This is a genomic window from Rhizobium pisi, assembly GCF_003938655.1.
Classification (GTDB): Bacteria; Pseudomonadota; Alphaproteobacteria; order Rhizobiales; family Rhizobiaceae; genus Rhizobium; species Rhizobium pisi.
Genome location: NZ_RJJT01000036.1, coordinates 19,817 through 44,702, shown reverse-complemented (window position 1 = coordinate 44,702; position 24,886 = coordinate 19,817). Strand labels below are relative to the sequence as shown.

At 57.0% G+C, this 24,886-nt stretch carries 19 protein-coding genes and 2 pseudogenes; 11 read left to right on the top strand and 10 right to left on the bottom strand.

Annotated elements, in window-relative coordinates; genetic code table 11:
- Window positions 1–127 precede the first annotated feature (127 nt).
- Window positions 128–1,213, bottom strand: a pseudogene (locus tag EFD55_RS31140) (cation:proton antiporter); the annotation flags it as partial.
- Window positions 1,214–1,309: 96 nt separating this feature from the next.
- Between EFD55_RS31140 and EFD55_RS31135 the strand changes: the two are divergent.
- Entirely contained in the window at window positions 1,310–2,548 is a 1,239-nt protein-coding gene (locus EFD55_RS31135; RefSeq protein WP_125850724.1) for a flavin monoamine oxidase family protein, read from the top strand.
- Between the two features lie 476 nt (window positions 2,549–3,024).
- Here the strand turns inward: EFD55_RS31135 and EFD55_RS31130 are convergent, their stop codons facing one another.
- The 5 genes from EFD55_RS31130 to EFD55_RS31110 form a co-directional block, all read right to left on the bottom strand.
- Entirely contained in the window at window positions 3,025–4,128 is a 1,104-nt protein-coding gene (locus tag EFD55_RS31130) for an NADH:flavin oxidoreductase/NADH oxidase (RefSeq protein WP_125850722.1), read from the bottom strand.
- 76 nt (window positions 4,129–4,204) lie between these two features.
- Window positions 4,205–5,434 carry an MFS transporter gene (locus EFD55_RS31125; protein ID WP_125850720.1) on the bottom strand — a complete coding sequence of 410 codons (1,230 nt, stop codon included), beginning with the start codon at window positions 5,432–5,434 and terminating at the stop codon, window positions 4,205–4,207.
- Window positions 5,435–5,558: 124 nt separating this feature from the next.
- Window positions 5,559–5,858, bottom strand: a complete 300-nt coding sequence (locus tag EFD55_RS31120; RefSeq protein WP_125850718.1) for a putative quinol monooxygenase — start codon at window positions 5,856–5,858, stop codon at window positions 5,559–5,561.
- A gap of 424 nt (window positions 5,859–6,282) precedes the next feature.
- A complete protein-coding gene (locus tag EFD55_RS31115) occupies window positions 6,283–6,966 on the bottom strand; it encodes a type 1 glutamine amidotransferase domain-containing protein (RefSeq protein WP_125850716.1) in 684 nt (227 codons plus the stop codon).
- Window positions 6,967–7,111: 145 nt separating this feature from the next.
- Complete coding sequence (locus EFD55_RS31110; RefSeq protein ID WP_165504879.1) at window positions 7,112–7,993, bottom strand: helix-turn-helix domain-containing protein; 882 nt, start codon at window positions 7,991–7,993, stop codon at window positions 7,112–7,114.
- Window positions 7,994–8,211: 218 nt separating this feature from the next.
- Between EFD55_RS31110 and EFD55_RS31105 the strand changes: the two genes are divergently transcribed.
- The 5 genes from EFD55_RS31105 to EFD55_RS31085 all read left to right on the top strand — a co-directional run bounded on the left by EFD55_RS31105 (window position 8,212) and on the right by EFD55_RS31085 (window position 16,924).
- A complete protein-coding gene (locus EFD55_RS31105; RefSeq protein WP_125850712.1) occupies window positions 8,212–9,681 on the top strand; it encodes a xylulokinase in 1,470 nt (489 codons plus the stop codon).
- A gap of 527 nt (window positions 9,682–10,208) precedes the next feature.
- Window positions 10,209–13,076, top strand: coding sequence for an ATP-binding protein (locus EFD55_RS31100; RefSeq protein WP_125850710.1), 2,868 nt, complete (start codon window positions 10,209–10,211; stop codon window positions 13,074–13,076).
- A 319-nt stretch (window positions 13,077–13,395) separates the two neighbouring features.
- The gene (locus EFD55_RS31095) at window positions 13,396–15,267 is read left to right on the top strand and encodes an FUSC family protein (RefSeq protein ID WP_165504880.1); all 1,872 of its coding nucleotides are present in this window, start codon (window positions 13,396–13,398) and stop codon (window positions 15,265–15,267) included.
- Between the two features lie 119 nt (window positions 15,268–15,386).
- A complete protein-coding gene (locus tag EFD55_RS31090) occupies window positions 15,387–16,148 on the top strand; it encodes a response regulator transcription factor (protein WP_245438661.1) in 762 nt (253 codons plus the stop codon).
- 257 nt (window positions 16,149–16,405) lie between these two features.
- Complete coding sequence (locus tag EFD55_RS31085) at window positions 16,406–16,924, top strand: Dps family protein (RefSeq protein ID WP_125850706.1); 519 nt, start codon at window positions 16,406–16,408, stop codon at window positions 16,922–16,924.
- 539 nt (window positions 16,925–17,463) lie between these two features.
- On the opposite strand, the gene EFD55_RS31080 is transcribed toward EFD55_RS31085, so the two are convergent.
- From EFD55_RS31080 to EFD55_RS31070, 3 genes are all read right to left on the bottom strand, one after another.
- Window positions 17,464–18,369 carry an alpha/beta fold hydrolase gene (locus tag EFD55_RS31080; protein ID WP_245438659.1) on the bottom strand — a complete coding sequence of 302 codons (906 nt, stop codon included), beginning with the start codon at window positions 18,367–18,369 and terminating at the stop codon, window positions 17,464–17,466.
- Window positions 18,370–18,389: 20 nt separating this feature from the next.
- Window positions 18,390–19,142: an alpha/beta fold hydrolase gene (locus EFD55_RS31075; protein ID WP_125850704.1), complete on the bottom strand. Its 753-nt coding sequence runs from the start codon at window positions 19,140–19,142 to the stop codon at window positions 18,390–18,392.
- 217 nt (window positions 19,143–19,359) lie between these two features.
- Window positions 19,360–20,826: a mechanosensitive ion channel domain-containing protein gene (locus EFD55_RS31070; RefSeq protein ID WP_125850702.1), complete on the bottom strand. Its 1,467-nt coding sequence runs from the start codon at window positions 20,824–20,826 to the stop codon at window positions 19,360–19,362.
- A 430-nt stretch (window positions 20,827–21,256) separates the two neighbouring features.
- Between EFD55_RS31070 and EFD55_RS31065 the strand changes: the two genes are divergently transcribed.
- A complete protein-coding gene (locus tag EFD55_RS31065) occupies window positions 21,257–22,231 on the top strand; it encodes an alpha/beta fold hydrolase (protein ID WP_125850700.1) in 975 nt (324 codons plus the stop codon).
- Window positions 22,232–22,332: 101 nt separating this feature from the next.
- A complete protein-coding gene (locus EFD55_RS31060; protein WP_125850698.1) occupies window positions 22,333–23,007 on the top strand; it encodes a type 1 glutamine amidotransferase domain-containing protein in 675 nt (224 codons plus the stop codon).
- A gap of 184 nt (window positions 23,008–23,191) precedes the next feature.
- On the opposite strand, the gene EFD55_RS34010 is transcribed toward EFD55_RS31060, so the two are convergent.
- Window positions 23,192–23,404 carry a hypothetical protein gene (locus tag EFD55_RS34010; RefSeq protein ID WP_376774120.1) on the bottom strand — a complete coding sequence of 71 codons (213 nt, stop codon included), beginning with the start codon at window positions 23,402–23,404 and terminating at the stop codon, window positions 23,192–23,194.
- A gap of 236 nt (window positions 23,405–23,640) precedes the next feature.
- Between EFD55_RS34010 and EFD55_RS31045 the strand changes: the two genes are divergently transcribed.
- From EFD55_RS31045 to EFD55_RS31035, 3 genes and pseudogenes are all read left to right on the top strand, one after another.
- The gene (locus EFD55_RS31045; protein ID WP_097596198.1) at window positions 23,641–23,919 is read left to right on the top strand and encodes a type II toxin-antitoxin system TacA family antitoxin; all 279 of its coding nucleotides are present in this window, start codon (window positions 23,641–23,643) and stop codon (window positions 23,917–23,919) included.
- A complete protein-coding gene (locus EFD55_RS31040; protein ID WP_097596161.1) occupies window positions 23,916–24,443 on the top strand; it encodes a GNAT family N-acetyltransferase in 528 nt (175 codons plus the stop codon). The genes EFD55_RS31045 and EFD55_RS31040 overlap by 4 nt, the downstream gene beginning before the upstream one ends.
- A gap of 190 nt (window positions 24,444–24,633) precedes the next feature.
- Window positions 24,634–24,833: pseudogene (locus tag EFD55_RS31035) on the top strand (helix-turn-helix domain-containing protein); the annotation flags it as partial.
- Between the last annotated feature and the right edge of the window lie 53 nt (window positions 24,834–24,886).

Below are 24,886 nucleotides of genomic sequence, written 5' to 3'. Positions count from 1 at the left end.
GTCCAGATCCAGACCGAGCTTCAAAGCCAACTCAGCTGCGATGATCACCAGTGAAATCGACGGCCAAAAACATAACTCGTGAAAGCCTCGGCACCGAATACCCGCAGTTTTAGACGACCGCTAACAGGAGAGCGAAGGCAGTCGCAAGAGTGACGAGGCCACGCATCCCGGCCCACCCCACAAGCATAGTCTCTCCATGTTGGAATGGTGCGAGGTAACCCCCTCTTTTGTGTCGGTACACGACTACCGCGTGAAAGAGAAAAGCAATCGCAATTCTGCAAACGATCACGCTGATGACGACAATCGTGGCGAAGCTGATCGCGCGGGTTAGCTCATCAGGAGACATTGTCTGAACGATGCTTTTCGCCTGCAGGCCCATCAGCAAGAACGCTACCACATTCAGGAGAAAAACCACGGTCGTCCATACGGCAAACGAATGGACGCGCATCCGGGGGGAGTCGTTGACAGTCGCCAAAGTGGCGATAGTCATAGCGCTTGATACGGTAGCCAATACCGCCGACAGATGCAGTCTCTCGGCGATTATCCAGGTTGCGAACGCGTAAACGAACTGGAGAAGCGTCCCGCCTACCGTGTTTTCCGTGAGTGGCCTGAGTCTGGAAAGAAGATAACCGAATGCGATACCGAAAAGTATCCCACCCGGTGCCGCGATCGCAATCTTGATAACGGTCGCCGACCCTAGCCCGCCACTGGCATGGACGTTCAGAGCCGCGCTGAACAGCAAAAGGGCGGTCGCGTCGTTGAACAGGCTCTCGCCCTTGAGCAGCGTATCCACCCTGCGATCGACGGGTAGTCCTGACAGAACGGCGGTTGCCGCCGCAGCGTCCGGAGGAGCGACGATCGCGCCAAGAGTGACGGCAACCGCTAGGGGGAGGCCGGCGGTCATCGTGCCGATAGCAACGACGATACCCGTGGTAGCGAGAACGGCTACTACTGCGTAAACAAAGATCGGCAGGAGCATGCGCCTCGCAGCGCCGATAGGAAAGTCATAGGCGGAGTCGACGAGGACAGGCGCGATAAAAAGCGCCAACGCTGTATGGGGATCAATCGGGATGTTAGGTGCTCCGGGAACCATCGCGACCGCTACGCCAGCCGCGGCAAGGATGCCTGGATAGGGCAGGTGGACTCGCCTTGTGATCTGCAACAGAAACACGGCGACTGCCAGAAGCGCCACTAGGGTTTCGAAAAAGCTCATGATGTACAATAACAAAGATCTGTAGGCGTTATAGTCTCGGTAGCCCGAATCATGAGCATCCGGCGGCCAATTTCACCAAAATTAACGGAGCGCGTTATGGACTTCGAGGTGGCAATAATCGGCGCTGGGGCAGCTGGTATTTCCGCGGCCCGTATGCTGACCTCGCTGGGTCGCAAGGTAGTTGTCATTGAAGCAAGCAGCCGCGTCGGCGGCCGAGCCTGGACCAACGAGATCTATGGTCTCCCACTCGACATGGGGTGTGGCTGGTTACATTCTGGTGAACGCAATCCGCTGGTCGATATGGCAAGGGCTGAAGGCTTCGATGTCGTAGAAGGTCGCACCGCTTGGCAGGATCAATGGCGGGACCTCGGATTCACTCCCGATGATCGAAAAGCTGCCCTTGAGGCTTGGGCGGGAATGTCTAAACAGATGGAAAGAGACCCACCTGCCTCTGACCGAGCTTCGGATGCCCTTGACCCGGGTGGGAAGTGGAACGCTTACTGTCAGTCTCTAAGCGGATATCTCAACGGTGCGCCGCTCGATAGCCTCTCAGTCGAGGATTTCCTTGCCTACGACAAGGCTGCGACCCAGGCAAACTGGCGGGTGCGTGAAGGATATGGAACGTTGTTGGTAAGGAGTATGCCGGCTGTTCCTCTTTATCTATCTTGCGCTGCGAGGAAGGTGCGGCTAACCCGAACCGGCGTTAGGATTGAGACCGATCGCGGAGCAATTGGTTCCCGGGCGGTGATTGTGACGGTCTCGACAGCCGTGCTTGCCAGAGCCCTTATCGAATTCGATGCGGAAATGGACGACCACTTGCACGCAGCTGGGAACCTGCCGCTTGGCCTGGCGGACAAACTTTTCTTCCACCTTGAAGGCAATCATGGTCTGGAGGCGGAAACTCATCTTCTGGGCAATCCCGCAAACGACAAAACGGGCAGTTACTACATCCGACCGCTTGGTCGTCCGATCGTTGAGGGATTTTTTGGCGGACCTGGCGCGATCGCGATCGAAGACGCTGGAGTTCTCGAAGCTTTCGCCTTTGCCATCGAGGAGTTGACGGCGCTGCTCGGTGGTAAAATTGAAAAATACCTCAAGCCAATTTCGTCCTCTTCATGGTGCAACGTTGAATGGATCCACGGCTCATACAGCCATGCATTGCCCGGATGCGCTCGAGACCGCGAGACATTGGCAAAACCAGTGAGCGAGCGACTGTTTTTTGCAGGCGAGGCGACAAGTCGTTTCGACTTCTCTACAGCTCACGGTGCATGGGAGAGTGGCATCAGGGCAGTTCAAGAATTCGCGGCGTGCTATCCTAAAGCAGTCGCTCCCTAATGGGCAGGACTGACCGCATAGCGAATAAGGTTGGCTTTCAAGATTCGACATTTTCTTCTAAACCCGAACCCCGATCCCCTCCGAGGCATCGCTAATTTGCGGCCACGCGGCCAGCGGCGTGCTCAGCGTCGACGGCCGCAGCGGCCATCGACCTTTGGAGACCTACGCCTTCTGCGAAGACGAAGCCCGGCTGACAATGCCAAATGCCGTTTTCAAGATCACCAAGAGAAATGGCGTCCATGCGCCCGCCGACCATTGCCAATCACTCCTCAACAAGAACGGCTTGGGTCTCTGACTTGGCCTGATCTATAAAATGGAGCCTTCCCGGACAGCTCCGAGTGGGATGCACCCCGTGAGTGTTAGCTTTCATTCGTCCGAGAAAATGTCCCCGCGCCATTTGCTGCATAATCCCGGAATCTGCAATGACGGGGCATCCTGAGATCCTTTCTGCGTTGATGTTAGCGTGGAGCTGCGTGTTATTCCGTCTCAAAAAGACCGCGATACCGATTGGGCTGCGAGCGAAGGTATTGGTTTGGTACACGAATTTTACCACCCAGCTCCGCTGCAGCGTGCCACGGCCAGTTCGGATCGAATAGGATAGTTCTTGCCAAGGCTACCATGTCGGCGTCACCAGTCCCGACGATCGCTTCGGCTTGATCGTAGCCGGTGATCAAGCCAACCGCGACCACGGGAACGTGGACGACCTTCCGCACCTCTCGAGCCAACGGGACCTGGTAGCTAGGCCCTACTGCGATCTTCTGGGCGGGATGGAGGCCCCCACTGGACACATGTATCGCGCCAGCGCCATGCTTTTCTAGTTCTTGTGCGAAAACAAGCGACTCTTCAAGCGTCAGGCCACCCTGAACCCAATCCGTCGCAGAGATACGCACTGAAACCGGCTTCTCACGGAATGCTGCGCTGACCGTATCGAAAACTTCTAAGGGAAAGCGCATTCGGTTCTCGATGCTCCCGCCATATTCGTCCGTGCGTTGGTTGGCTAACGGTGACAAAAACTGATGGAGTAGATAACCGTGCGCGGCGTGAAGTTGCACGATGTCGATACCGAGTTTGTCGGCTCGCGCCGCGGCAGCTCCAAATGCATCGCGAACGCGTTTCAGTCGCTCTTTATCCAAAGCGACGGGGGGTTGTTGATCAGCGTTGTAGGAGATCGCCGACGGGCCGTATGTTTGCCAACCGAGTCCGGCAGTTGGAGCAAACTGGCCGCCACCTTTCCAGGGAACTTCGGTCGACGCCTTCCTGCCGGCGTGACTGAGCTGAATCGCGATAGGCATGTCCGACCACCGCCGGATGCTCTCGAGCGTCAAGCTCATAGCCGCGTAATTCTGATCGCTGTAGAGGCCGAGATCTCCATAGGTAATCCGTCCTTCCGGGAGAACTGCAGTTGCCTCGATCGTCAAGAGCGCTGCGCCTGAGAGGGAAAGCTTGCCCAGATGTATCAAGTGCCATTCGTTCATGTTCCCTTCTTCGGCGGAGTACTGACACATCGGCGCGATGACGATCCGATTGGCCAATGTGAGGCCCTTGATTTCAATGGGCGTGAAAAGCTTTGGCTTGGACATTGTTGCTGCTCCCAACACGGCTTCCTGTTGCCGTACGTTTGTCCTTATGCGCTAAGGTACCACGATGTGTGACGGTCTAGGCGGCTGCCAGATTAGGACGGCGAGTGAGCGTCATGGTGAAGATGACGAGACCGGTGAGCGTGAGGCAAAACCCCGCCCAAGCGGAGGAGAGAATGCCAAAGCCGCTCGCAATCGCGAAGCCACCCGACCATGCCCCGATCGCATTGGACAGGTTGAGTGCCGCCAAATTCATCGCGCCTACAAGGGTGGGCGCCTCGGGAGCGAATTTAGTCAGTCTGACCTGGATAGTCGGTATCGCGGTGAACATTGTTGCGCCGACCAGGAAGAAACCGGCGAATAGGACGGGAAGCTTGAACCCGAAAGTGGCCAGTGCTGCGAGTACCACGACTGCTACGCCAAATCCGAGCAGGAGACCACGTGCCGGATACGTGTCGGCGAGACGACCGCCAAGAAAATTGCCTGCAGTCATCCCGAGTCCGAAAACTGTAAGTGCAATCGGGATCCATCCTGCTTCCAGCATGGCGACATCCGTGATTAACGGTCCTACGAAAGTGTAGATCGCAAATATGCTCGCAACGCCGAGAGCGGCGACGAGCATGGTCATCCATACTGCTCCTTTACGCAGAGCGCTAAGCTCCTGTATGACGGAGCTACCGTTCAGAGCGTGGGTTTTCGGCACGAACGCCATTAGCGCCAGGAACGATAGCGCGCCGAGGCCCGACACCGCAAAGTAGGTGTTTCGCCAGCCGATGGTCTGGCCGAGGAACGTCGCGAGTGGGGAGCCGACGATGGTCGCCACGGTCAGTCCCATCATCACCAGAGCAAAGGCCTTGCCGGTATGGCCAGGGCCGTAGACGTAGGTGGCTACAACGGCTCCTGCCCCGAAATATGCACCTTGGGGCATGCCGCTGATGAAACGAGCGAGTACGAACATCTCCAAGTTGGCCGCCAGCGCGGACAGGATATTCCCCAATACGAACTGCGCCATGAGCATGAGAAGCAGGGTGCGACGGTTTAATCGTGCAGCCGCTAGCGTGACAAGTGGTGCGCCGATGACCACTCCGAAAGCGTAGGCAGTCACGGCGTTCGTCGCAGTAGGAATGCTTATCCCCAGGCTTTCGGAAAACAGTTGGAGGATACCCATGCTGGCGAATTCGGAGGTGCCAATGCAGAAACTGCCCAAAGCCAGCGACAGCAGTGTCAGGCGGCATCGCCCGCGCTCCACGGGATCGGAGGAATGAACGTTAACCGCGGCGCATTGAGCGTGATAGGCTTTGTCGAGCATCGGTCGCATCCTTAATGGGGTGGGAAAAGTGTTTCGGACCCGTCCCTGTAACTGGATGCGTTATCTTCACGCCGGATATCGATCGAGTGTAATTAAGCGTTGTAAAATGCAGTGAATCTCATGCTCATAGGTCAGTCACGTCGACTGCTGTCACGGTATAAACGGATCGATCCGCGAGTTCGCCGATCTTGCCCACGTAGTTTTGAAAATGAGGAGTTTCACGATGAGAGGAGTTGGCCTCCGCGTCGATGTACATCTCGTCAAGGATGAAACGGCTCGGCTCCGCGGCGTCTCGCCAAAGATCATAGCGCAAGTTACCTTTCTCTCCCCGCGAAGGCGCAGCCATGCCTCTTAGCAAGTCTTCCAATTCTACTTCTTTCCCGGATTTTGCCGTAAGAGCCGCGTAAACTTTGACGTTTGTCATATAGTGTCCTTTGATCCGACCGCCCACCCATCACGGATGGGACGACAACCGACAGACACACTATCCGGTCGACTTGAGAGGCGTGCGTAAAACACGGTAAAAAAGCGTTAAACGATACCGGCTTCAAGAGTTACGTCGATAGAAGCCGCTGGGCCAAACCCCGACCTAACGTCTCCTTCGGCGGACGGGGCCTTACGATAACAGGGCCGTCGTTTCTAATCCGTTCAACCGCAAAAAGAATGACATGGGTTCAGGTTTCAGCTCTTATTCAAGACCTTTGGAAACCGTCGGCTGCCAGTGCGGGCAACATCCAAAAGACACGGATCCGCCTCTTCTCGGTTGTTGCGCTTGGCACGGAACAGCGGCTGTCTCTTCGATAGGATTGCACTACGCAGCTCACGCAATTGACTGCTCCGACCGCTTTTCATTCGGTTCGCAACGCAATCAGAAGGGTGATCGCTGCGGTCCTCGACGACGAAGGATTCTGGCCGGTCACCAGAAGGCCATCGCGAATGACATAGCTGTTGAAGTCCTCCGCGGCCGAAAACTTCGCTCCTTGGCTCTTGAGCAGATCCTCCAAAAGGAAAGGCACCACCTCCCTGAACTGCATCACGGACTCCTCAGAGTTCGTGAAGCCGGTCACCTCGAGTCCCATGGTTATTGGTCGGTCATCCGGGGTCCTGACGTTGGTGAGAATGCCTGGAGCATGAGACACCAGCGCAACCGGCTTGCTCGTCGCCAGCATCGTCTCGATCAAGGACAGCGCGTCGGGATCATTCGTCAGGTCCCAGAGCGCACCGTAGCCGCCTGAGAAAAACACTGCGTCAAACTCCGCTGCGGCGATCGACGAGAGTCGACGCGTGGCTTTCAGCGACGCCATGGCGGACGCATCGTTTTCGAATCGCCGCGTATCATCCGTCTGATAGGCGGCTTCGCAACTCCTGGGGTCGAGCGACGGAAAACCGCCCTTCGGTGAGGCTAACGTGATATCGACGCCGGCTTCTCGGAACAGGAGGTACGGTGCAGCAAGCTCTTCCAACCAGAAGCCCGTTTTCTTGCCCGTGTCGCCAAGTTGGTCGTGCGATGTCAAAACGATCGCAATCTTCACAGTGCCACCTCCTGCTCAGCTGCGGCACCACTCTATCTTGCTGGACTAGCTTCGCACGGTCACTGCGTGCTGCACATTATTCCGTCTGTGCGCAGTTGAGGTCCTTTGCGGCACACGCCGTGATAACCGGTCGATCAGTAGTGCATCACTGGCGGGACATGCGCCTGAACTCGCCCGGTGTCATCCCGCCGACGCGTTTGAAGGACCGGACGAAATTTGACTCAGACGAGAAGCCGCAATCGAATGCGATCTGGGCGATCGAAAGGCCGGCCGCGAGTCGTATCTTGGCCATTTCCAGCCGACGGTGACCGACGAAGGTGCTGGGCGACTGCCCGGTTGCAATCTTGAACATGCGCGAGAAATGGAAGCGGCTCAGCGAGGCCACAGCTGCCAGATCGTCCAAGGTAATCGGTTCTGCGAGATTAGCATCGATATAGTCGATCACGCGTTGGAGGCGCCTTGAGTCGAGACCTGGTGATGCGATTGCGCTGCGCGCAGGGTCAATCCCAAAACCCGCGTGACTATTCAGGAGCCTCAGAGCTAACGCGTCCGAGAGGGCTTCGATGAGCAAACTCCCGCCCCAGGTCTCGCAAGTTAGTTCCCTGACGAATTCCGTCGCGATGCACTCGATGAGCGGGTCACGAAAGCCGGCATGATAGTCGATAGAAGGCGATGACGCATCGCTACGGAGCGTGCCGGCAAGATTTGATACAAATGATGCAGGCAGATAGATGTGTACCATCTCGTCTATGGTACGAGAGATCGATTTAAAGTCCTCTCGTATCCCGGAGGGGCTTAATCCGATCGTTCCCGGCGCCCCTACGATCCGTTCACGCACACCCTCGGCCTGACGGGTTACCACCGTCGTTCCGCGCATGACGACACAGATCTCGTTTACGTCGATTGTACCAGGTGGCCTCTCGCCCGCGGGATGGAAGCGAAGTTCGGCCTGGACACCCTGCCAGCGCCTGCCGGAGGAACTCAGGATCACGCGTCCTCTGGCATAAGAGGCAGGCAGCTTATTCATGCTTCGCACCCTCATCATCACGGTAGCGCATACGATCACATTCGTTTACTTGGCGCAATTGGGAAGCGACTTGCGAGCGACCGAGGCAATGCGTTACCTCACCAGCCAGGGACTCAGTAGAATTCTTCGCAGCATTTACCTTGGGCAGGCAAGTAGTAGTCTATCCGCCGTGAGGTCAGTGAGCGTCCGAGCCGACGTGAAAGGCAGGTTGAACGGACATGAGTGATAAAACTGTTATCGGCATCGATATCGGCACCACCGCCATTAAGGCGGTGCTGGTGACCGGGGCGGGCACTCAACTGGGGCACTATGTCGAATCGTATCCCACCGCGCGTCCCGCTCCAGGGATCGTCGAGCAGGAACCTGATGACTGGATCAGGGTGGCCATTCAGGCTCTTGCCGGCTTCGAGCGCGATTTTGACCTCGGGGGGCTACAGGCTATCGGCATATGCTCCCAGGCCAATACTCACGTCTTCATTGACCGCAACGCAACGCCACTCGCTCCGGCGATTGTCTGGCAGGACCTGCGATGCGCCGACATCGCCGCCGAACTGGATGGGCAAGTGGGCGCTGAGAGTCGGATTGCATGGTGGGGTGCTCCATTGCCTATCGACGCCAGTCATTGTCTCAGCCGTATGGAATGGATGCGACGCAACAGGCCGGACATCTGGGGCCGCTCACGAGCCGTCATCCTGCCGAAGGACTACTGCATCGCACGATTGACGGGAGAGGTTGCGGCGGACGCGATAGCATCTATTGGTCTGGTTGACGGACAACTTAATTACATCAAGGCGCTTCTTGATCTCGTGCCGGATGCAGTGCAACGCCTGCCCCCACTGCGTGATTTCACACATGTCGTGGGACGCGTCTTGCCGGGGTTGCCCTGTGCGGGTACGCCCGTCATTGTCGGGACTATGGACGCATGGAGTGGCATGTTTGGCGTCGATGTCGGGAAAGTTGGAAGCGCAATGTATCTCAGCGGTACGAGTGACGTGCTGGGGATCGTATCGCCAAAGCGCGTTCCGACGCCGGGAGTTGCAGCATTTCCTACCTATCAGGAAATCACACTGCATGCCGCGCCGATACAATCCGGAGGCGCGTCGCTAGCGTGGCTCAGCCGTCTCCTGGGTAGAAGCATCGACGAACTCTGTGTTCTGGCAGCCGCCATGAGTGGACAGGAACGCATTCCGCTTTTCATCCCCCATCTGGATGGCGAGCGGGCGCCGCTCTGGGACCCATTCGCGCGAGGTATATTCCTAGGGCTCGACTCCTCCATGGGTCCCGCCCACCTGGTGCGATCGGTTATGGAAGGCGTTGCATATTCGGCGCAATGGGCGCTAGAGACGCTTGAGCGCTCCGCCGACAGCTCTCCGTCGATCCTGAACTGCGGCGGCGGCGGATTTGCTTCGGACGTTTGGAACCAGATTCGCGCTGACGTGCTCGGTCGAACGCTTCGATGTGTACGAAGCGCGGATGCGGCGGCGACCGGGGCTGCGGCCATGGCCCTTGCAGGAATAGGTGCAGCGGGCTCGATCGCCGATGCCGCCAGCCGCATTGTCCAATTCGAAAGAGAGTTCCGGCCTGATCCGGCTCGCAGAGGTTATCACGAGGTCCGCATGGCGCTTTTAAAGGACTCGTACGCGGCCACCCAAGACATCAGCCGACGCCACGTAACATCCGTCCTCTGACTAGCGACCGACGCGAAGATCGGGTGCGCCGTTGCGTCAGGTGGCGGTCCGCTGCCCGCAGCATGCGATGTAGACCAGTCCCCCGCCGGACGCTGCGCAACTGCGTGGCGACCCGTCAACGTTCCCGGCGCGCGTTTCCCATCCCATCGCGCCGAAGCAAAAGAGCAATATCTGAGAATCCTTCCGCAATAGCGGATCATGCGCCATCGCCGCCCTTGCGATAGCGTCCGAGTGCCGTTGGTATGACGTGCTCGATCGGTTTGTGCCCAAACCGCAAAACAGGATTGCTCGCAGTCATGATCACAACCGCTTCACCATCGTCGGCCATCCAGCCGACAAGTCCGTCGTTTCCACGGATGGAGAGTTACTTCCGAACGGTCGGTATTTCGTGCTCGCTGGGGTAGCAGCCGCTACTATTTACCGGTTTTAACCCCCGGCTTTTCTTACATCGTATAGACTACTGATAGTGATAAGTGTGCAAAGCCTCGGTCGCCACACAGTTGCGGTCACCAACGGGGGTGCGTGACGTGAACGCTGTTTTCAAATTTGGCCCTTTCAGCCTTAATCCGGTCTCGCGGAAACTCATGCGGGACGGGCGTGAGCTGCCGATCGGCAGCCGTGCTTTTGATATGTTGGTAGCACTCGTTAATAAACAAGGTGAGATCCTTTCGAGACGCGAACTGATGGCTTGCGCTTGGTCCGGCCTGAGTGTTGAGGACTCCAATATACGTGTTCAGATGGCCCACCTTCGCCGTAAGTTGGGTTGCGGCGTCAACGGCGACCGATATATTGCCAGCATCGCGGGCAGGGGCTACAGCTTCGTGATGCCTGTCAAAACGCAACAGGACGTATCCTCTGCGCATTCCCACAGCATCTCCGACGAAGCAGTTTTCGACGATCCCGTCCAACGCGAGATCAAGGTTCCGATCGCGTCTCGCTCGGACAAGTTTTTGGGTCGGGCTTCCAATCTTGAAGAACTGGAGCGTGCCGTCCAAGAGCGCCGGTTAATCACGGTGGTGGGACCAGGTGGGGTTGGTAAAACCACTCTTGTCACAGCCTTGGCGCGTAGCCTCCAGAACTTCGATGAGATCAGGTTCGTGGATCTCAGTGTTGTCACGGATGACACCCTGGTCGCGGCCGCCGTCGCATCATCGGTCAATTCAAGTGTCCGAAGCAGCGATCCGCTTCGTGACGCGGTTACATGGCTTTCTAAAAGGCGGAGCCTGTTGATCGTCGACAACTGTGAGCATGTCATCAATGGGGTTGCCGATGCGGTTTCGTTCATCCTGAAACATTCGTATTCTACGCATGTGCTTGCGACAAGCATCGAGGCACTACGGGTCACGGGGGAGGCGGTGTATCTCTTGCGGCCCTTGGGAACCCCCCCCAATACGGGACGGATGACTGCGAACCACGCTCTGGCATGGCCATCGGTTGAGCTTTTCATGAGCCGAGCCGTTGACGGTGGCCACAAAGGTGCCCTCGCTGACGAGGAGGCCGCCATCGTCGCTGCTATCTGCCGGCGGTTGGACGGGAATCCCCTCGCGATAGAATTGGTGGCCAGCCGCGTTGGCATGTATGGATTGGACGGAGTATTGGAGCTGCTGGATAATCAGTTATCGCTCCGGTGGCGCGGCGACAGGGACGCGACACCTCGGCACCAGACTGTTCAATCGCTGCTCGACTGGAGCTACGTTCTTCTGTCGAAGAACACCCAAACGGTCTTGAACAGGCTATCTGTGTTCGCCAGCGAATTCACGATAGATGCGGCGACGGATGTCGTTGCTGGATCCGGCATAAGTGACGCCGATGTTTCGATGGCGATAAGTGAGTTGGTCGACAAATCCATGGTGTCGTCGGGGGGGGATGAGACAACCGGCGCGTTGAAACTCCGGGAGATCGTCAGAACATACGCGGCCTTCAGGCTGACGCGCGAACCCGGGCGGCACGAAACCCAACGAAGACATGCCCTTTTTTACCTAAGAAGAATGCGCGCCCGCGAGGGCGGATCGGGCAAAAACACCTCGCTGCAGGATTTCGACATTGGAAACGTGCGCACTGCGCTTGAGTGGGCGTTCTCTGAAGGCGGAGACGCCGAGATCGGAGTTGAGACATGTTGTCTCCTGCTCGAAACCTTCCAAGATTTGATGCAGTTCGATGAGTGTAGAAGATGGTGCCAACGCGCGTTAGAGCTTTTGCCGCCCAAACATCAAAACACGGAACTGCACCTCAAGCTTTTGGAGAGTCTCACGATCGCAACGCTCTTTGGGCATGGCGGCGATACGGGGGTCGCGAACTTATTCGATGTCGGACTGCCGCTCAGCCGTCGCCTCAAAAACCATCGCATAGAATCTCACCTATTGGCGGGATTGGGACTGTATCATCTGAAGCAGGGCGATTTCCGTTCGGGCCTCAACGTTGCAGAAGCTTACGCGAACAAGGTCGATCACCACAGTAGCTCGAATGACAATTTTGTGGCGGGCTGGATGCTGGGAACAATGTACCACATGCTCGGAGAGCAATTGGAGGCTGCGGCCACTTACGATTATAGTCTCGCGCGAGCCACCGGATTTTCTCCGTCGAGATTGGGGTACTTCGAGCAGGCCCACCTTGCGCTAGCGAAGATCGCCCAAGCGCGCGTCACGTGGCTCCGAGGCTCGCCGGAAACAGCGTTGCAGATGGCCGAGAGTGCCATCGAGGAGGCAAGAAGCCAACCAGCCGCTTTATGTTTGAGCCTGCTAATGGGCATAACCGTTTTTCTGGACAGCGGGGAGCTAGATCGAGCGGATATCCTGACCGATGAACTGGCTGAACTAACGGCGACAAATGGCAATCTGTCCGGATACCGTGATGCTGGCATGGCGGTGCGCGGCCAGCTTCTGGTCCTTCGTGGCGAAGCGGAACAAAGCATAGATTTGTTGCGCGGGAAATTACGATCGGTGAGTTCGATCGGCTTTCAGAGTTTGATATTCGGAACCCTTCGTGCCCTTGCAGAGGGACTTGCCGTCGCTGGCGAGCATACCGAAGCGGTTTCGGCCATCGATACAGCATTGGGTCTGTGCGAACGCGCTGGTGGGACCTACCTTCTGCCGGAGCTTTTACGAACGAAGGCCATGATCCTCCTTTCGTCGCCACACTCGAACTTCAATGTGGTACATCGTCTTTTAAACGATGGTACCGCAATTGCGCGCAGAACGTCGGCGCTAGGGTGGGAGCTTCGATTGCACCTCGCCCGCATAAAGGCCGACAGATCGATGGGTCTTAATACGACGGAAGAAGGCTTCAGCAAGCTTGCGGAAATCGTCCGAAGTTTTCAGGACGGTTCCGAAACCGCCGACCTACGAACAGCCAACTCGCTTCTACGACAGCGCCTAGACACGGCGCTCGCAAGCTGAACGTGATTTCCCGCGACATAACCAGGCTCAACTCGCGGGCGCTCGAAGCAGCCGCTAGCGTATGCGCCAAGGGCCCTTCGCTGCCGCCGGATCACCTGCCTCAGCTGTGGTGCCGATGGGCCGCCACCTCTACCGGAAGAGCACACAACAAATGCGCCTAACTTCGAGGCTCGTGTCATTTGTTTCGCGACGGACCTTGTGGTCTGAAGGACAGGTCTATGCTGTCGTCCCTGAACAGTTGGACATTCTCGATGGGGTTCGAGCGGCAATTTCGATCGCTCTTTTGCTAGCCGGTGCAATCTGCCTTGATATACCAGACTTGGCATTCAGCGTTGTCGCCGCATTTTGGACCTCCCTTTGCGACCCGTTCGGCGGAGCCCGGTCTCGCTTCCGTGTCATGGCGAAATTTGCGATCCTAGGCGCGATCGTGTTTGCCCTCTCATCCTTCGGTGCTCACTTCGGCACCGTGGCTGCTACCGCAACGCTCTTCACTCTCGTCGCATTGTGCTGTCTAGGTCGATCCTACGCGCCCGCGTTCGGACCCGGACCCGCCCAAGGTAGCTTCATCTCCGCAATTGCAGTTGTGATCGGTGTGTCGACACCGCGTCCATTCGAGGGAGCGCTCCAACTTGGAGGTTGCTTCCTGCTCGGATCGACGGCGACAATCCTCATATCGACCTTGATATGGCCGAACCACACCAATGCCCCGGGCAGATTGTTGCTCGTGACGATCTACAGCCGGTTGCGGACGATGCTGAGCGCGCTGATCGATCTCGACCGATCTCCAGTTGCCGACAGCGCGGCCTGGCTGCAATATGAGACGCTGACCCGTAGGGCCGTGAGGATCGCTATTGAGCGAGGTCGCCAAATCGTTGCGCGACGTCTTTTGGGGAGCAAGCCGCACGGTCACGCGGTTGACGTAGCCTCGAGGTTACTGGGTAATCTGATCGCTCTCGGGCACCTACGCAGGTCAGGCGGGGTGTTCAGCGAAGATAATGTCACATTACTTCGCGATTTAGACGAGCTGTTGCGGGAAGTGATCGATTGCTTGGACTCAGGAGCCATGACCTCGGCTCGAATCAACGAAGACGCAAGGTCTCTCCACCGCGCGGCCGAAGACCAAAACAGGGCTTTCGGCAGGTGCATAGAGGGCGCGGCCATCGCACTGATGTCTCTGGGCGGAACAACAAGCCCGGAACAACGGCAAGATGTTTTATCCACCGGCCTATTAGCGACGATCTTCGAGAGGCCTGCGATGCCGTCTGTTGTGTGGCATCAAGCGTTGCGGGTGGCCACAGCTGTGACCGCTTGCCATCTCGTGGAGGGGTGGCTTGGAGTTACCTTGTCATACTGGGGAACGATTGCGACTTTGGTCGTGATGCAGCCGGCTTTGGGGACCACCTGGGCCCGGGTGTTGGAGCGAGCAACAGGCACTCTCCTCGGCGGGTTGGTCGCCGCGGGGTTGCTCATGAACAGCCCTGGCGACGTTGCGATGGCTCTAGCGATCGTTCCGCTCGCGGCCGCGGTCATTGCCTTACGCACGGTGAATTACGCGCTATTCACGATCTTCCTGACGCCGATGTTCATGTTGCTCTCTGACCTCATCAGACCCGCAGACGATCTGATCTTTTTAAGAGCGGTGAACGAGAGTCTTGGTGCTCTCTTCGGTGTGGTTGCGAGCATATTGATATTCCCGACCAAGGATCGTGTCGCGATTTCCGATACTCTCCGGACAGCCGTATCCGCAAACCTGTCATTTGCGTCCAGCGTGCGAAGGTCGCGCCACGGGCCGCATTCGGCGGAGCTTGCGAAGGCACAGGCGGACGCGGGTGTCGGCAGCTCCAGGGCTGAGGTTGCGGCGATGGGACTAAGTCTCGGCAACGGTGCCATAGCCAGCTCAGATGCTCTGAATAGTGTTCTCCTGGCGCTGAGAAATGTATGCGGAGCGTCTGCAGTCTTCGAAACTCTCGGGGACCACGATCCTCAGGTCGATACACAGCGAGCCGACTACTACGAAGCCATGTCATCGGTTCTCGAGATGCAGCTCAGGACTTGGACATTGGGGGATCTACCCATGCCGTTCCCAAAGTCCGGCGACGAATTGGACCAGGCCGTTGCTGATCTTGCATTGACGGTGCAAGCCTTCATCAGGGCATACGGCCGTGGTGGGAGGGGCTACGGCGGGCAATAGTGAGAGGAGTGGGTTTCCCTCGGCTTTCGCGCCGTTTGACACCATTTCACCGACTTCAACGGTTTGTCATGGGGAAACACGCGTAAAGTTAACGTGTCGAAACGCGAGAGGAAAAGTCAATGATGATTTCTACATCAAGGCGAGCAACGAGTTCCACTCGGGATGACGATCTTCATTATCTGGGGTGCGTTGCAGTCATCGAGGATGATCCGGACACTCGCATACTGGTATCGAGCCTGATCGAGAACGTTGGGTTTCCGGTCGTGACTTTCGTCGGAGCCTCCGAGTTTCTCTCATCTCCACTTACCGTCGAACCCAGCTGTATTTTGCTGGACGTAAAGCTGCAGGGGATGAGCGGCCTTGATCTTCAGCAGCGCCTGTCGCATCGAGGCTCGCAGTCCCAGATCGTGTTCATGACCGGCTTCGCAGACGTGAACATGAGCGTGCGCGCGATGAAGGCCGGCGCATTCGACTTTATCCAGAAACCTTTCCGGGAGCAGGAAGTCCTCGACGCCGTTTGCGCCGCTGATCTGGCGTATAGGCAGCGTGCCAGCATCAATCGTTCCAAGGCTGCGATTGACCGGCGTTTTCACTCCTTGACGTCACGAGAGCGCGAGGTCTTGGAGGGCGTTGTCGACGGACTGTTGAACAAGCAGATCGCCGCCCTCCTTGGAATCACCGAAATCACCGTGAAAGTGCATCGTGCAAAATTGATGAAAAAAATGCAGGCGAGGACCTTGGCAGAGTTGGTAAAGGACGTCTCGCTGCACCTTTCCTTCGAACGGTCCCAAACTCTTGCGAACGCGGACGACAGCGCCTTCAAGGACACCCGGGAGCGAACAACCGGCGCTCGGAGCCTCGTGATGCCGATCTTTGCCTGAATGCGGCATTGTCCCGATAGAACGCCAAACCAGCTGATCCGATGTCGTTTCAATCAGGGCCGGCTGCATGAGGTCATCGTTACTGCGCGTCCGCGCGGTTGGGCCAAGCCACGCCTATTCCCCGGTATAAGGCCTGCAAGCCTCTCGTTGCACTCGAGTATAGTGTATTTAAACCATCGAAAGTTTCTCTGCGGGCGTTCCAGCGGGTAAACTTGCGCTGGCTCTCTTGAGCTTCCTCCCCATCAAAGGATAACGCCATGGACAGAAAAGTAGCGCATCAACACCGAAGCCTTCCGCTTTCAACGCCGACGGACCTGGGGGAGGACGCAACCCGTGATATCGCGGCAGCGCTTACGGCTCTGTTGGCGGACGTTTTCGCACTCTACCTCAAGACCAAGAACTTTCATTGGCACGTGTCCGGACCGCATTTTCGCGACTATCACTTGATGCTTGATGAGCAAGGAGCCCAGCTTTTCGCGATGACGGATGATATCGCCGAGCGTGCTCGAAAGGTTGGCGGGCCGACGCTGAAATCGATAGGTCATATCTCGCGACTTCAAAGGATCCTCGATAACGACGCGGATTTCGTGACGCCAAGAGACATGTTGTCCGAGCTTCGTGACGACAACAAGCAGCTTGTCGGTATCTTACGTCAGCTACATGAGCTGACCTCTTCACATGATGACCATGCGACAACGAGCCTCATCGAGAACTGGATCGACGAGGCGGAAGGCAGGCTGTGGTTCCTGTTCGAGGCAACGCGTCTCGAGCGGTAGCTCCTCGAGAGAGGTGGCTGGATCCGTTGCGATGAACTAGAAATGCGAGCCGCCCCGGCGGGGGGCGGCTCTCTTGGACCGTATCGCAGGCGGCGGTGCGGAGGGGAGACCAGCAAGCCTTGGTCCTTGGTCGCCTCGGGAGGAGGTGGCGACGGACATGATGCTACCCCAATATTAGAAAGAACATAATTGAGCCGAGGTATCGGTTTGGTTACCCGGTCGGCTGACCTGCGCAGTGCTCTCCTCTGGGCGTTCCGCGAGGATGGAAACGCATTTCTTGGCATCGAACTGACGGCAGCGTCACTTCCGCTTTGGTTTGAATCTTCGCTGGTCGCGGTGGCCAGAACCAGGGTCGAGTCCGTCTTGGCGGTCTCGGAGACAAATGGATGCGAACCGCTATCCACAGATGCCGAGGGCGAGGGCGGCAAAGGCGAACGTAGGAAACATTAGCATGTAATTTCTCCATCGTTGAAGTACTCATCGATGATCGCGCAACCTCGCAAAATTCGAAATTGTCCGAGTTTTTCGCACGCTAAGCTTCACGTCTGGGGGCGAGCGTTGAAGCCAGCCAAAAATTGGCCGATCAGGGACGCGACCTGAGGGAGGCATTCCTCGAGCGCGAAGTGTCCAGTCTCGAGAAATTGTAGGTGAGCATTGGGGAGATCGTCCAGGTATGCCTGTGCTCCTGCCGGTGTGAAGAAGGGGTCGTTCTTACCCCAGACGATCAGTGCGGGCGGCACGTTGGCTCTCAGCCATTCCTGCCATTGCGGGTAAAGGGGCAGGTTGCTCTTGTAGTCGAGAAGCAGGTCAAGTTGTGACTGCTTGCGACCCGGCTGCTCGATGTAGTGCAAATCGAGATCGTAATTGTCCGGCATTATACGTTCCGGCCGCGATGTTCCCGTGAGGTACTGGAAGCGAACTCCCTCTGCTGTGAGCAGCCCTGATAGTTCGGCGGTGACTGCGGGATCCTCTGGTCGAGCCGACATTAGCCTCTTTGCTGCCTCCGACAATCCGGCGTCGTAACAGTTTCCGTTTTGAATGATCAGGCCGGCTATGAGTTCCGGCCTTCTGGTTGCGATCCTCATCCCCACTGGGGCACCAAAGTCGAAAATGTAAAGGATCACCCTGGTTAGGCCAAGGGTATCTATAAAGGCCTCGATGGCACGTGAAAGGTTGTCGAATGAATATTCAAATGTTCCTCCCTCCTTCTTGCTGACAGGAGCGGTACTTTGACCGAACCCGGGATAATCGGGAGCGATCATGCGGAAGCTTCCTCCAAGTCGCTCCATAAGAGCTCTGTATTGATGCGACGTTGAAGGAAACCCGTGCAGTAGCAAAATGGGAGGAGAAGTCGATGCCGCATCTTTCGGATGCGTCTCGCGATAGAAGATCTCCGTGTCTTCGACGGCGAGCCGGCGGTAGGTCATTTCGTAATAGCTCGTCATCGCGCCTTCTCCCATCCACTTTACTTTGCCGCCTGAATTATCAGATCCGATACTTCCTCGGCATGCGATAGCATCGCGACATGGCTTGAAGGTATTTCGATCGCCTTGGCGTTGGCCGCCTTAGCCTGATCCTTCTCGAGCTGTGGCGGGATGATCTGGTCTTTGGTTGCCACCACCATGAAAGTCGGTTTCTCGCGCCACGCCGCTTCCGAGACCTTTGCGCTAAGGCATCTGACGTGGAACGGACCCTGCGTCGCAGCTACAACCGCTTTAGATTCAGGGTCGAGATCAGCTGCGAAGTACTTCTTGATGCCTTGGTCGCTGATCCTCAAGAAGCCGTCGTCGTCCTTCATGTATTCCTTGCGGCTTTCCAGCTGGGGATATTTTGACGTAACGTCCTCTAACGACTGCCCTTTATCGGGCGCGCAGGCCGCCACATAGACTAGAGACTTCACCTTCGGATCAGTTCCAGCTTCCGTTATGACAACGCCTGCCCACGAGTGGCCGACGAGAACTACAGGGCCTTCGGCGTTCTTGATCGCGCGCTTGGTAGCGATGACATCGTTTTCAAGCGAGTCCAGAGAATTTTGTACGGCTATTACTTTGAGGCCAGCCTTCTCCAGGCGCGGAATTACCTTTTGCCACGATGTCCCGTCGGCGAAAGCGCCGTGGACAAGTACGACTGTTTTTGCAGCCCCATCCGCGGACCAGGCCGCGGTCGATAACGCCAAACTTGAAAGCAGAAGTGCTGCGGTCGACAAAATCGTCATCATCTGAAGTCTCCTTTTTGCCGATTTTCGGCGTGAAAACTCGATCGATTGTTTGACTTTCCCGTTGCATCCGGGCGGCGTCGATGAGAGGCCGCCTAGTGGGAAAGTGGCAGCATTGGCCGTCGATCGTTATTTTTGCGTGGGATGCTCTCCCACGACATCCAGGCTAGAACACACGAGGTCACGCATCTCGTTAAATCCTGCTAAAGCACGGGAATTCCTAGAGATGGAAGAGCCTAAGGATCCGCATCCTCAGGTCGGGGGCTGTCGTGGAAGCGCGGTCACTGCTGGCTTGGTGAAGCGCGTCCTCCGCCTTTGTGCGCGTAAGCAGCAAAGCTGCGAGGTCCTCAGCGATGGCGGGGCGTTCTCTAAGTATCTCTGCAATCTTGCCTTTGCTTATCTGATATAGCGTCACATCCGTAAGGCATATGGTATCGGCCACTTCCTTACTACCCAGCAAAACGCCTCTTTCTCCAAGAACGTCTCCAGGCGAGAGCCTTGCGAACTCAATCCTTCCGTCATCAACACCGTCTTCGACAATCGCGACGCCACGTGCCAACATCATAAGTGCGCTAGTCGTCGAGTCTTTCCTAGCGATTACCGCTCCTTGCTTCATCACCACGCGCTCGGCGGAAGAGGCCAGTGCGTTCGCTTCGTCGTTCGTGAGATTGGCGAAAATCGGTGCCAAGCTGATGAGGCTCTTAACAAAATCAGGTTTTCCAGCACCCGCCGCCGTTTTTTCCGCGGGAGGATCTGAAGCAAGTGGCAAGCTGGCAGCGAAGGTGTGGCGATAAATCAGGTCGAATATTTCGTTCCTCGCCTTCGCAACAGATAACAAGGTGGGTACACGGAATGAAAGTTCCACTTCGATGCTGTCTCGACTCATACCCGTTATCGAGACCGATGGGCTTGGCGATCTCAATATCTCCCTGCTACCAAGCAGCACCTGATGCATCGTGTCTTCGATGGCTTTGGGTGGCACACTCGCTTGCATCTTAACAGTCAGGCTGGCTCCATGTGAGATGTCTGGCACACTCAGATTTGTTATGCGGCTCTTCGCTAACATGCTGTTGGGGACAACAACGAGGTCGCCAGTTTTGTTGAGAAACTGTGTGGACCGCCAGTTGGTCTCCACGACCTTGCCCTGAACGTCATCGTCCAGAACGACCCAGTCCCCCACAGAAAGGAGCCTGTTGAGGTTGAGCGCGATGCCCGAGAACACGTCGTTTAAAGTGCTTTGAAGGGCAAGGCCGAGTACGATGGCGAAGACGCCGGATGTCGCAATTATTGTTCCGACCGGCAGGCTGAACACATAGGCTATGATGCATAACGCTGCGCTTACGTAGATAATTGCTACGACGAGATCTTGAAGAAGTCTGCCTTCGCGAGGCTTGTGTTCAAGAATTAGAAAGACGCGCGCGCAATTCGCTAAAACCATTGCACCCGCCAGCCACCATATGGTCTTGAGGCTCCCGTGCACGAAGCGCAACGTTACCGCAGACCCCAGGTCTTCCACAGAGTAGGGCGGTATGCCGTTCCAAAGCAGTAAGGCAGTCAGTGCCAAGAAAAACACGCAGTCGATGATCAATCGACGGGTTCCAGGAGCGGGAGACACTATATGGGCGGCTGCTCTGGCTCCGAACAGTATAGAGAACTGTATCCACAAATCGGTCAGAACGGATGGCATTCGCGTCTCCCGGCCGTTGCTTGGCGGCACGTTCCGCCATCGCGGGCTTTCGACTTAATCGAGCAATACGACAGAAGTGGCCGCAACGCAGGTGAAATGATGTAAACATGCGTGAAACGCGGCGGCTGCGCGCGAGTGGGGATAGCAACATTCTCACGATTTGACGGTGTTCAACACCCCGTTTTTGGCCCGCCCTGTTACTTGGCTAGCTCAACGTCGCTGTAACTGCGGTTTGACTGTCGCAGTCCAGTTGCCGCGCCTGGGCGTCTTCGCCGGACCAATGCTCCATCCAGCGCCAGCGATGTTCCTAGGTCAATCGCGATGCTCGTTTCCCTGGGATTTACGACGATTAACTCGTTCGGGGTTCTGCGGTCAGGCAATATCCAGCAACGAAATGAGCACTGTCCGATCGTAAGAAGGGAGAACGTGCATGCGCCGTTTTGTCTTAGCCTTGCTGCTAGCTATCGTCTCCGCGGCACCTATTGCGCGGACTGCGAATGCCAGTGCGCAGACCGCCCCAGAGATGCACGCTACGGTCGTCACCGTGCACTATCGGTCAGCCAAGATCCAGGGCTTGAACGTCTTCTATCGGGAGGCTGGACCGGCGGACGCTCCCGTCGTGCTCTTGCTTCACGGGTTCCCAACCTCTTCACACATGTTCCGAAATCTCATTCCCCAACTGGCGGATCGATACCACGTTATCGCCCCCGATTTTCCCGGTTTTGGGCATTCCGACGCTCCGGATCACAAGGATTTCAAATACGGCTTTGGGGCGTATGCAGACATCGTCGACGAGCTGGTGTCCGGTATCGGTGTCCAGAGCTACGCGATGTACGTGATGGATTACGGCGCACCTGTCGGTTACAGGCTTGCACTGAAACACCCCGATCGTGTCACCGCGTTGATTATCCAAAATGGAAACGCCTACGATGAGGGTCTGCGAGAACTCTGGGAGCCGATAAAGGCTTATTGGGCGGACGGATCGAGCATACACCGGGACGCGCTATCTGGCCTGGTGACCCTCGAGGCGACCAAGTTCCTATATACCGACGGAGTGTCGGACGTCAGCCGCATAAGTCCTGACAACTGGGTCCAGGACCAAGCGCTCCTGGATCGGCCCGGTAACAAAGATATCCAAATGGATCTCTTCTATGACCACCGTACCAACGTGCCGCTCTATCCAGCATTCCAGAAATACTTCCGCGACCATCAGCCGCCGACGCTAATCGTCTGGGGAAAGAACGATAAGGTCTTCCCTGAGGAAGGAGCGCGTGCCTACCTTCGGGATCTGCCACAGGCCGAAATCCACTTGCTCGATTCCGGACACTTCGCGCTCGAAGACAAGTTGGATGAAATGGTTCCGCTAATTCGCGGCTTCCTGGATCGTGAATTGGCCAAACTCTAGACGCCGCTCCACCGAGCCGGCCGTGACACTTTAAGTACGCGGGTGGCGTCCGCCAACGAGCAAGATTCCCGTATGCCAAGTATAAACAAACGGAGAAGCAAATGACAAAGCACGTTCTATTCATCGTCACAAATGCAGCAGTGATCGGTCCGCACAATCGTCCCACCGGTTTCTTCTTCGCGGAGGTTGCTCATCCGTTTGACGTCCTCGACAAGGCGGGCGTCGCCGTCGAGTTCGCGTCACCTGCTGGCGGATGGACTCCGTTTGACGCCTATGACGAGAAAGACGCCGCGCAGAAAGAGTTTCGTGGGAGCAAGGCTTTCCGCCGACTGAACCGCAGTCGTCGGCTGTGCGAAGTGAACGCCGCGGATTATGATGCGATCCTCATTCCCGGAGGCCTGGGGCCGATGGTCGACATCCAACGCAATCGTGAGGTCCAGAGTGCGATCGTGCGCGCCTGGACGACGAGCAAGATCGTCAGCGCGGTCTGCCATGGACCGTGCTCGTTACTTGGCGTTGATCTTGGCGACGGAACACCGTTCGTACGCGGCAAAAAGGTGACGGGCTTCTCGAAAAAGGAGGAATTCGACTACGCCCGCGAGGATGTGCCGTTCGAGCTTGAAGATGCCTTGACGGGCGAGGGTGCTATCTATTCGTCTGCGGCGAACTGGGAGCCTCATGTCGTCGTCGATGGTCGCCTCATCACTGGTCAAAATCCGGCTTCCGCTGGGCCTCTGGCGCAGGAGTTGCTTGCGGCCCTCAGAAAGCAGGGGTGATCATCGCTCCTATTGCTCGCCTGCCAGCGCATACTGCAGGCGAGCAACCCGTCGTTTGCGTTCAGCGTTTTATTTCCTTGCTATGCTGTCCATCGGATCGTCGACGTTGGTAAGCTCCTTCGCCACCACACTCTACGCGTCGTCCGCCGGGAGTGCCAACCTCAGATATGACAGTGGGATGTCGTTACTCGCGAACTTCGAGACGGTCTCCGTATTTGAGAGCGAGCCACCTGCAATCTTCGCAATCAAGCTCAATGCCATCGAGTGTGACTGTCGCAGCCGCGGTGCTGCGAACAGACTGATCCAACCTGGCGACACGAAGAATGGCGTTGCCAAGCAGCATCTCACATGGAGCCTGATCTACTTCAGGGCCGCCGACAGCTCGGACTATCTGCAGACTTTGCGTCCGTACTGGGCGTCAACGGGCGAAATCGGACGCCCGTTGCTCCTGAGGGCGTTCGCGATGGTCTGAAAATCGCTGAACAGCTGACAGGTGATCCCAACGTTCTGCAAGCCCTGAGGCAAGCCAAGAAGATATAGAACTGCTCCCATCCGCCGTGTACGCCTTGAAGGCGCACACCATTGACGCCGAGAGGTGTTTCGCCTATATTTCATTGAGAGATGGAGGCTGACATGCCGAGTATAGCGAACGAGAACAGTGAGCGTATGAGTTTGAGGGTGCCTGCCACGGCCAAGGCTAAGCTCGTGCGCGCTGCGGCACTTCGTAATACCGATCTGACGAATTTCGTAACCCAATCCGCACTGCGAGAAGCAGAAGCTGTGATCGAAGAAGCCGAAACGATCAAAGTGTCAGAGCGCGATCATCTTCGCATTCTTGAGCTTCTGGAAAATCCGCCCAAACCCAACGCCAAGCTGCGCGCGGCGATTGCCGGTTTGCCGGACAGCCTATGACTTTACCTGCATGGCATGAGGAACCGATCGCCAAGTCTCACGGTCGGGCGGCCTTCGATTGCGGCGACGCTCAGATGAACGAGTTCCTGCTCCGCTTTGCCCGACAAAGCCATGAGCAGAATGCCTCGAAGACCTTCTGTGCTATCGACGACGCAGTGCGCGACCGCATTCTTGGGTTCTATACAATCGCGCCTTCGGCAGTCGAGCACGCAACTGTGCCTGATGCAATGACACGCGGTCTTGCCCGCCATGATGTGCCGGGCTTCAAGCTCGCGCGATTGGCTACCGACCGAGCGGTTTCCGGACAGGGACTGGGAGGCCAGCTCCTAGCCGCCGCAGCGCTCCGCTGCCTACGACTTGCAGGAGAGGGCGGGGGACTTCTATTGATCATCGATGCCAAAGGCGAGCGCGCCGCCAACTGGTACGCTTCCTATGGCGCCGAACCGCTGAAGGACAAGCCGCTGACTCTCGTGATGCCGCTCATCACCTTCGCGGCCGACTTGCGGGCTAAACGTCTTCTTTGATCCCCTTAAGGCGCGGGGACACGATTGATTTCGCCGAAAGCGAACTGTTGCATCATGGCGATCAGCTTAAGGACTAGCTCTACCACAATTGCCATCTGGAAAGCCGGGAGCCCCCAGCAGCCGTCTAGAGAGGAAAGAGGCCGAAGCGGCCTTCAAGGCTCCTGTACGAGGTCCGGCGATCTGCTGATCTGAGCATGACCGGCTGGCGCTGGCCCGAACACTGATGAGACGAAAGCTGGACGGACGCCGGACGTCCTCAAAGCTACCGTAGCTAGTCAATATGGTGACGGCAAAACCATTGGTGTCGGCCGGGATGGTGGCGAAAACGTGGAGCTCGGCCTGCGCGAGATGACGGGGAGGGGGAGGTTTCGGGCGTGGGGAATCGTGTAGCCCGCGGGTGGAGTCTGCCCCGCATGCCCACTCTCGGGATTTCCGCCTCTGTC

Excerpts from the sequence above, each read along its gene's own strand:
- EFD55_RS31135 (WP_125850724.1), top strand. The coding sequence starts at position 1,310 with ATGGACTTCGAGGTGGCAATAATCGGCGCTGGGGCAGCTGGTATTTCC.
- EFD55_RS31130 (WP_125850722.1), bottom strand. The coding sequence starts at position 4,128 with ATGTCCAAGCCAAAGCTTTTCACGCCCATTGAAATCAAGGGCCTCACA.
- EFD55_RS31125 (WP_125850720.1), bottom strand. The coding sequence starts at position 5,434 with ATGCTCGACAAAGCCTATCACGCTCAATGCGCCGCGGTTAACGTTCAT.
- EFD55_RS31120 (WP_125850718.1), bottom strand. The coding sequence starts at position 5,858 with ATGACAAACGTCAAAGTTTACGCGGCTCTTACGGCAAAATCCGGGAAA.
- EFD55_RS31110 (WP_165504879.1), bottom strand. The coding sequence starts at position 7,993 with ATGAATAAGCTGCCTGCCTCTTATGCCAGAGGACGCGTGATCCTGAGT.
- EFD55_RS31105 (WP_125850712.1), top strand. The coding sequence starts at position 8,212 with ATGAGTGATAAAACTGTTATCGGCATCGATATCGGCACCACCGCCATT.
- EFD55_RS31090 (WP_245438661.1), top strand. The coding sequence starts at position 15,387 with ATGATGATTTCTACATCAAGGCGAGCAACGAGTTCCACTCGGGATGAC.
- EFD55_RS31085 (WP_125850706.1), top strand. The coding sequence starts at position 16,406 with ATGGACAGAAAAGTAGCGCATCAACACCGAAGCCTTCCGCTTTCAACG.
- EFD55_RS31080 (WP_245438659.1), bottom strand. The coding sequence starts at position 18,369 with ATGACGAGCTATTACGAAATGACCTACCGCCGGCTCGCCGTCGAAGAC.
- EFD55_RS31075 (WP_125850704.1), bottom strand. The coding sequence starts at position 19,142 with ATGATGACGATTTTGTCGACCGCAGCACTTCTGCTTTCAAGTTTGGCG.
- EFD55_RS31070 (WP_125850702.1), bottom strand. The coding sequence starts at position 20,826 with ATGCCATCCGTTCTGACCGATTTGTGGATACAGTTCTCTATACTGTTC.
- EFD55_RS31065 (WP_125850700.1), top strand. The coding sequence starts at position 21,257 with ATGCGCCGTTTTGTCTTAGCCTTGCTGCTAGCTATCGTCTCCGCGGCA.
- EFD55_RS31060 (WP_125850698.1), top strand. The coding sequence starts at position 22,333 with ATGACAAAGCACGTTCTATTCATCGTCACAAATGCAGCAGTGATCGGT.
- EFD55_RS31045 (WP_097596198.1), top strand. The coding sequence starts at position 23,641 with ATGCCGAGTATAGCGAACGAGAACAGTGAGCGTATGAGTTTGAGGGTG.
- EFD55_RS31040 (WP_097596161.1), top strand. The coding sequence starts at position 23,916 with ATGACTTTACCTGCATGGCATGAGGAACCGATCGCCAAGTCTCACGGT.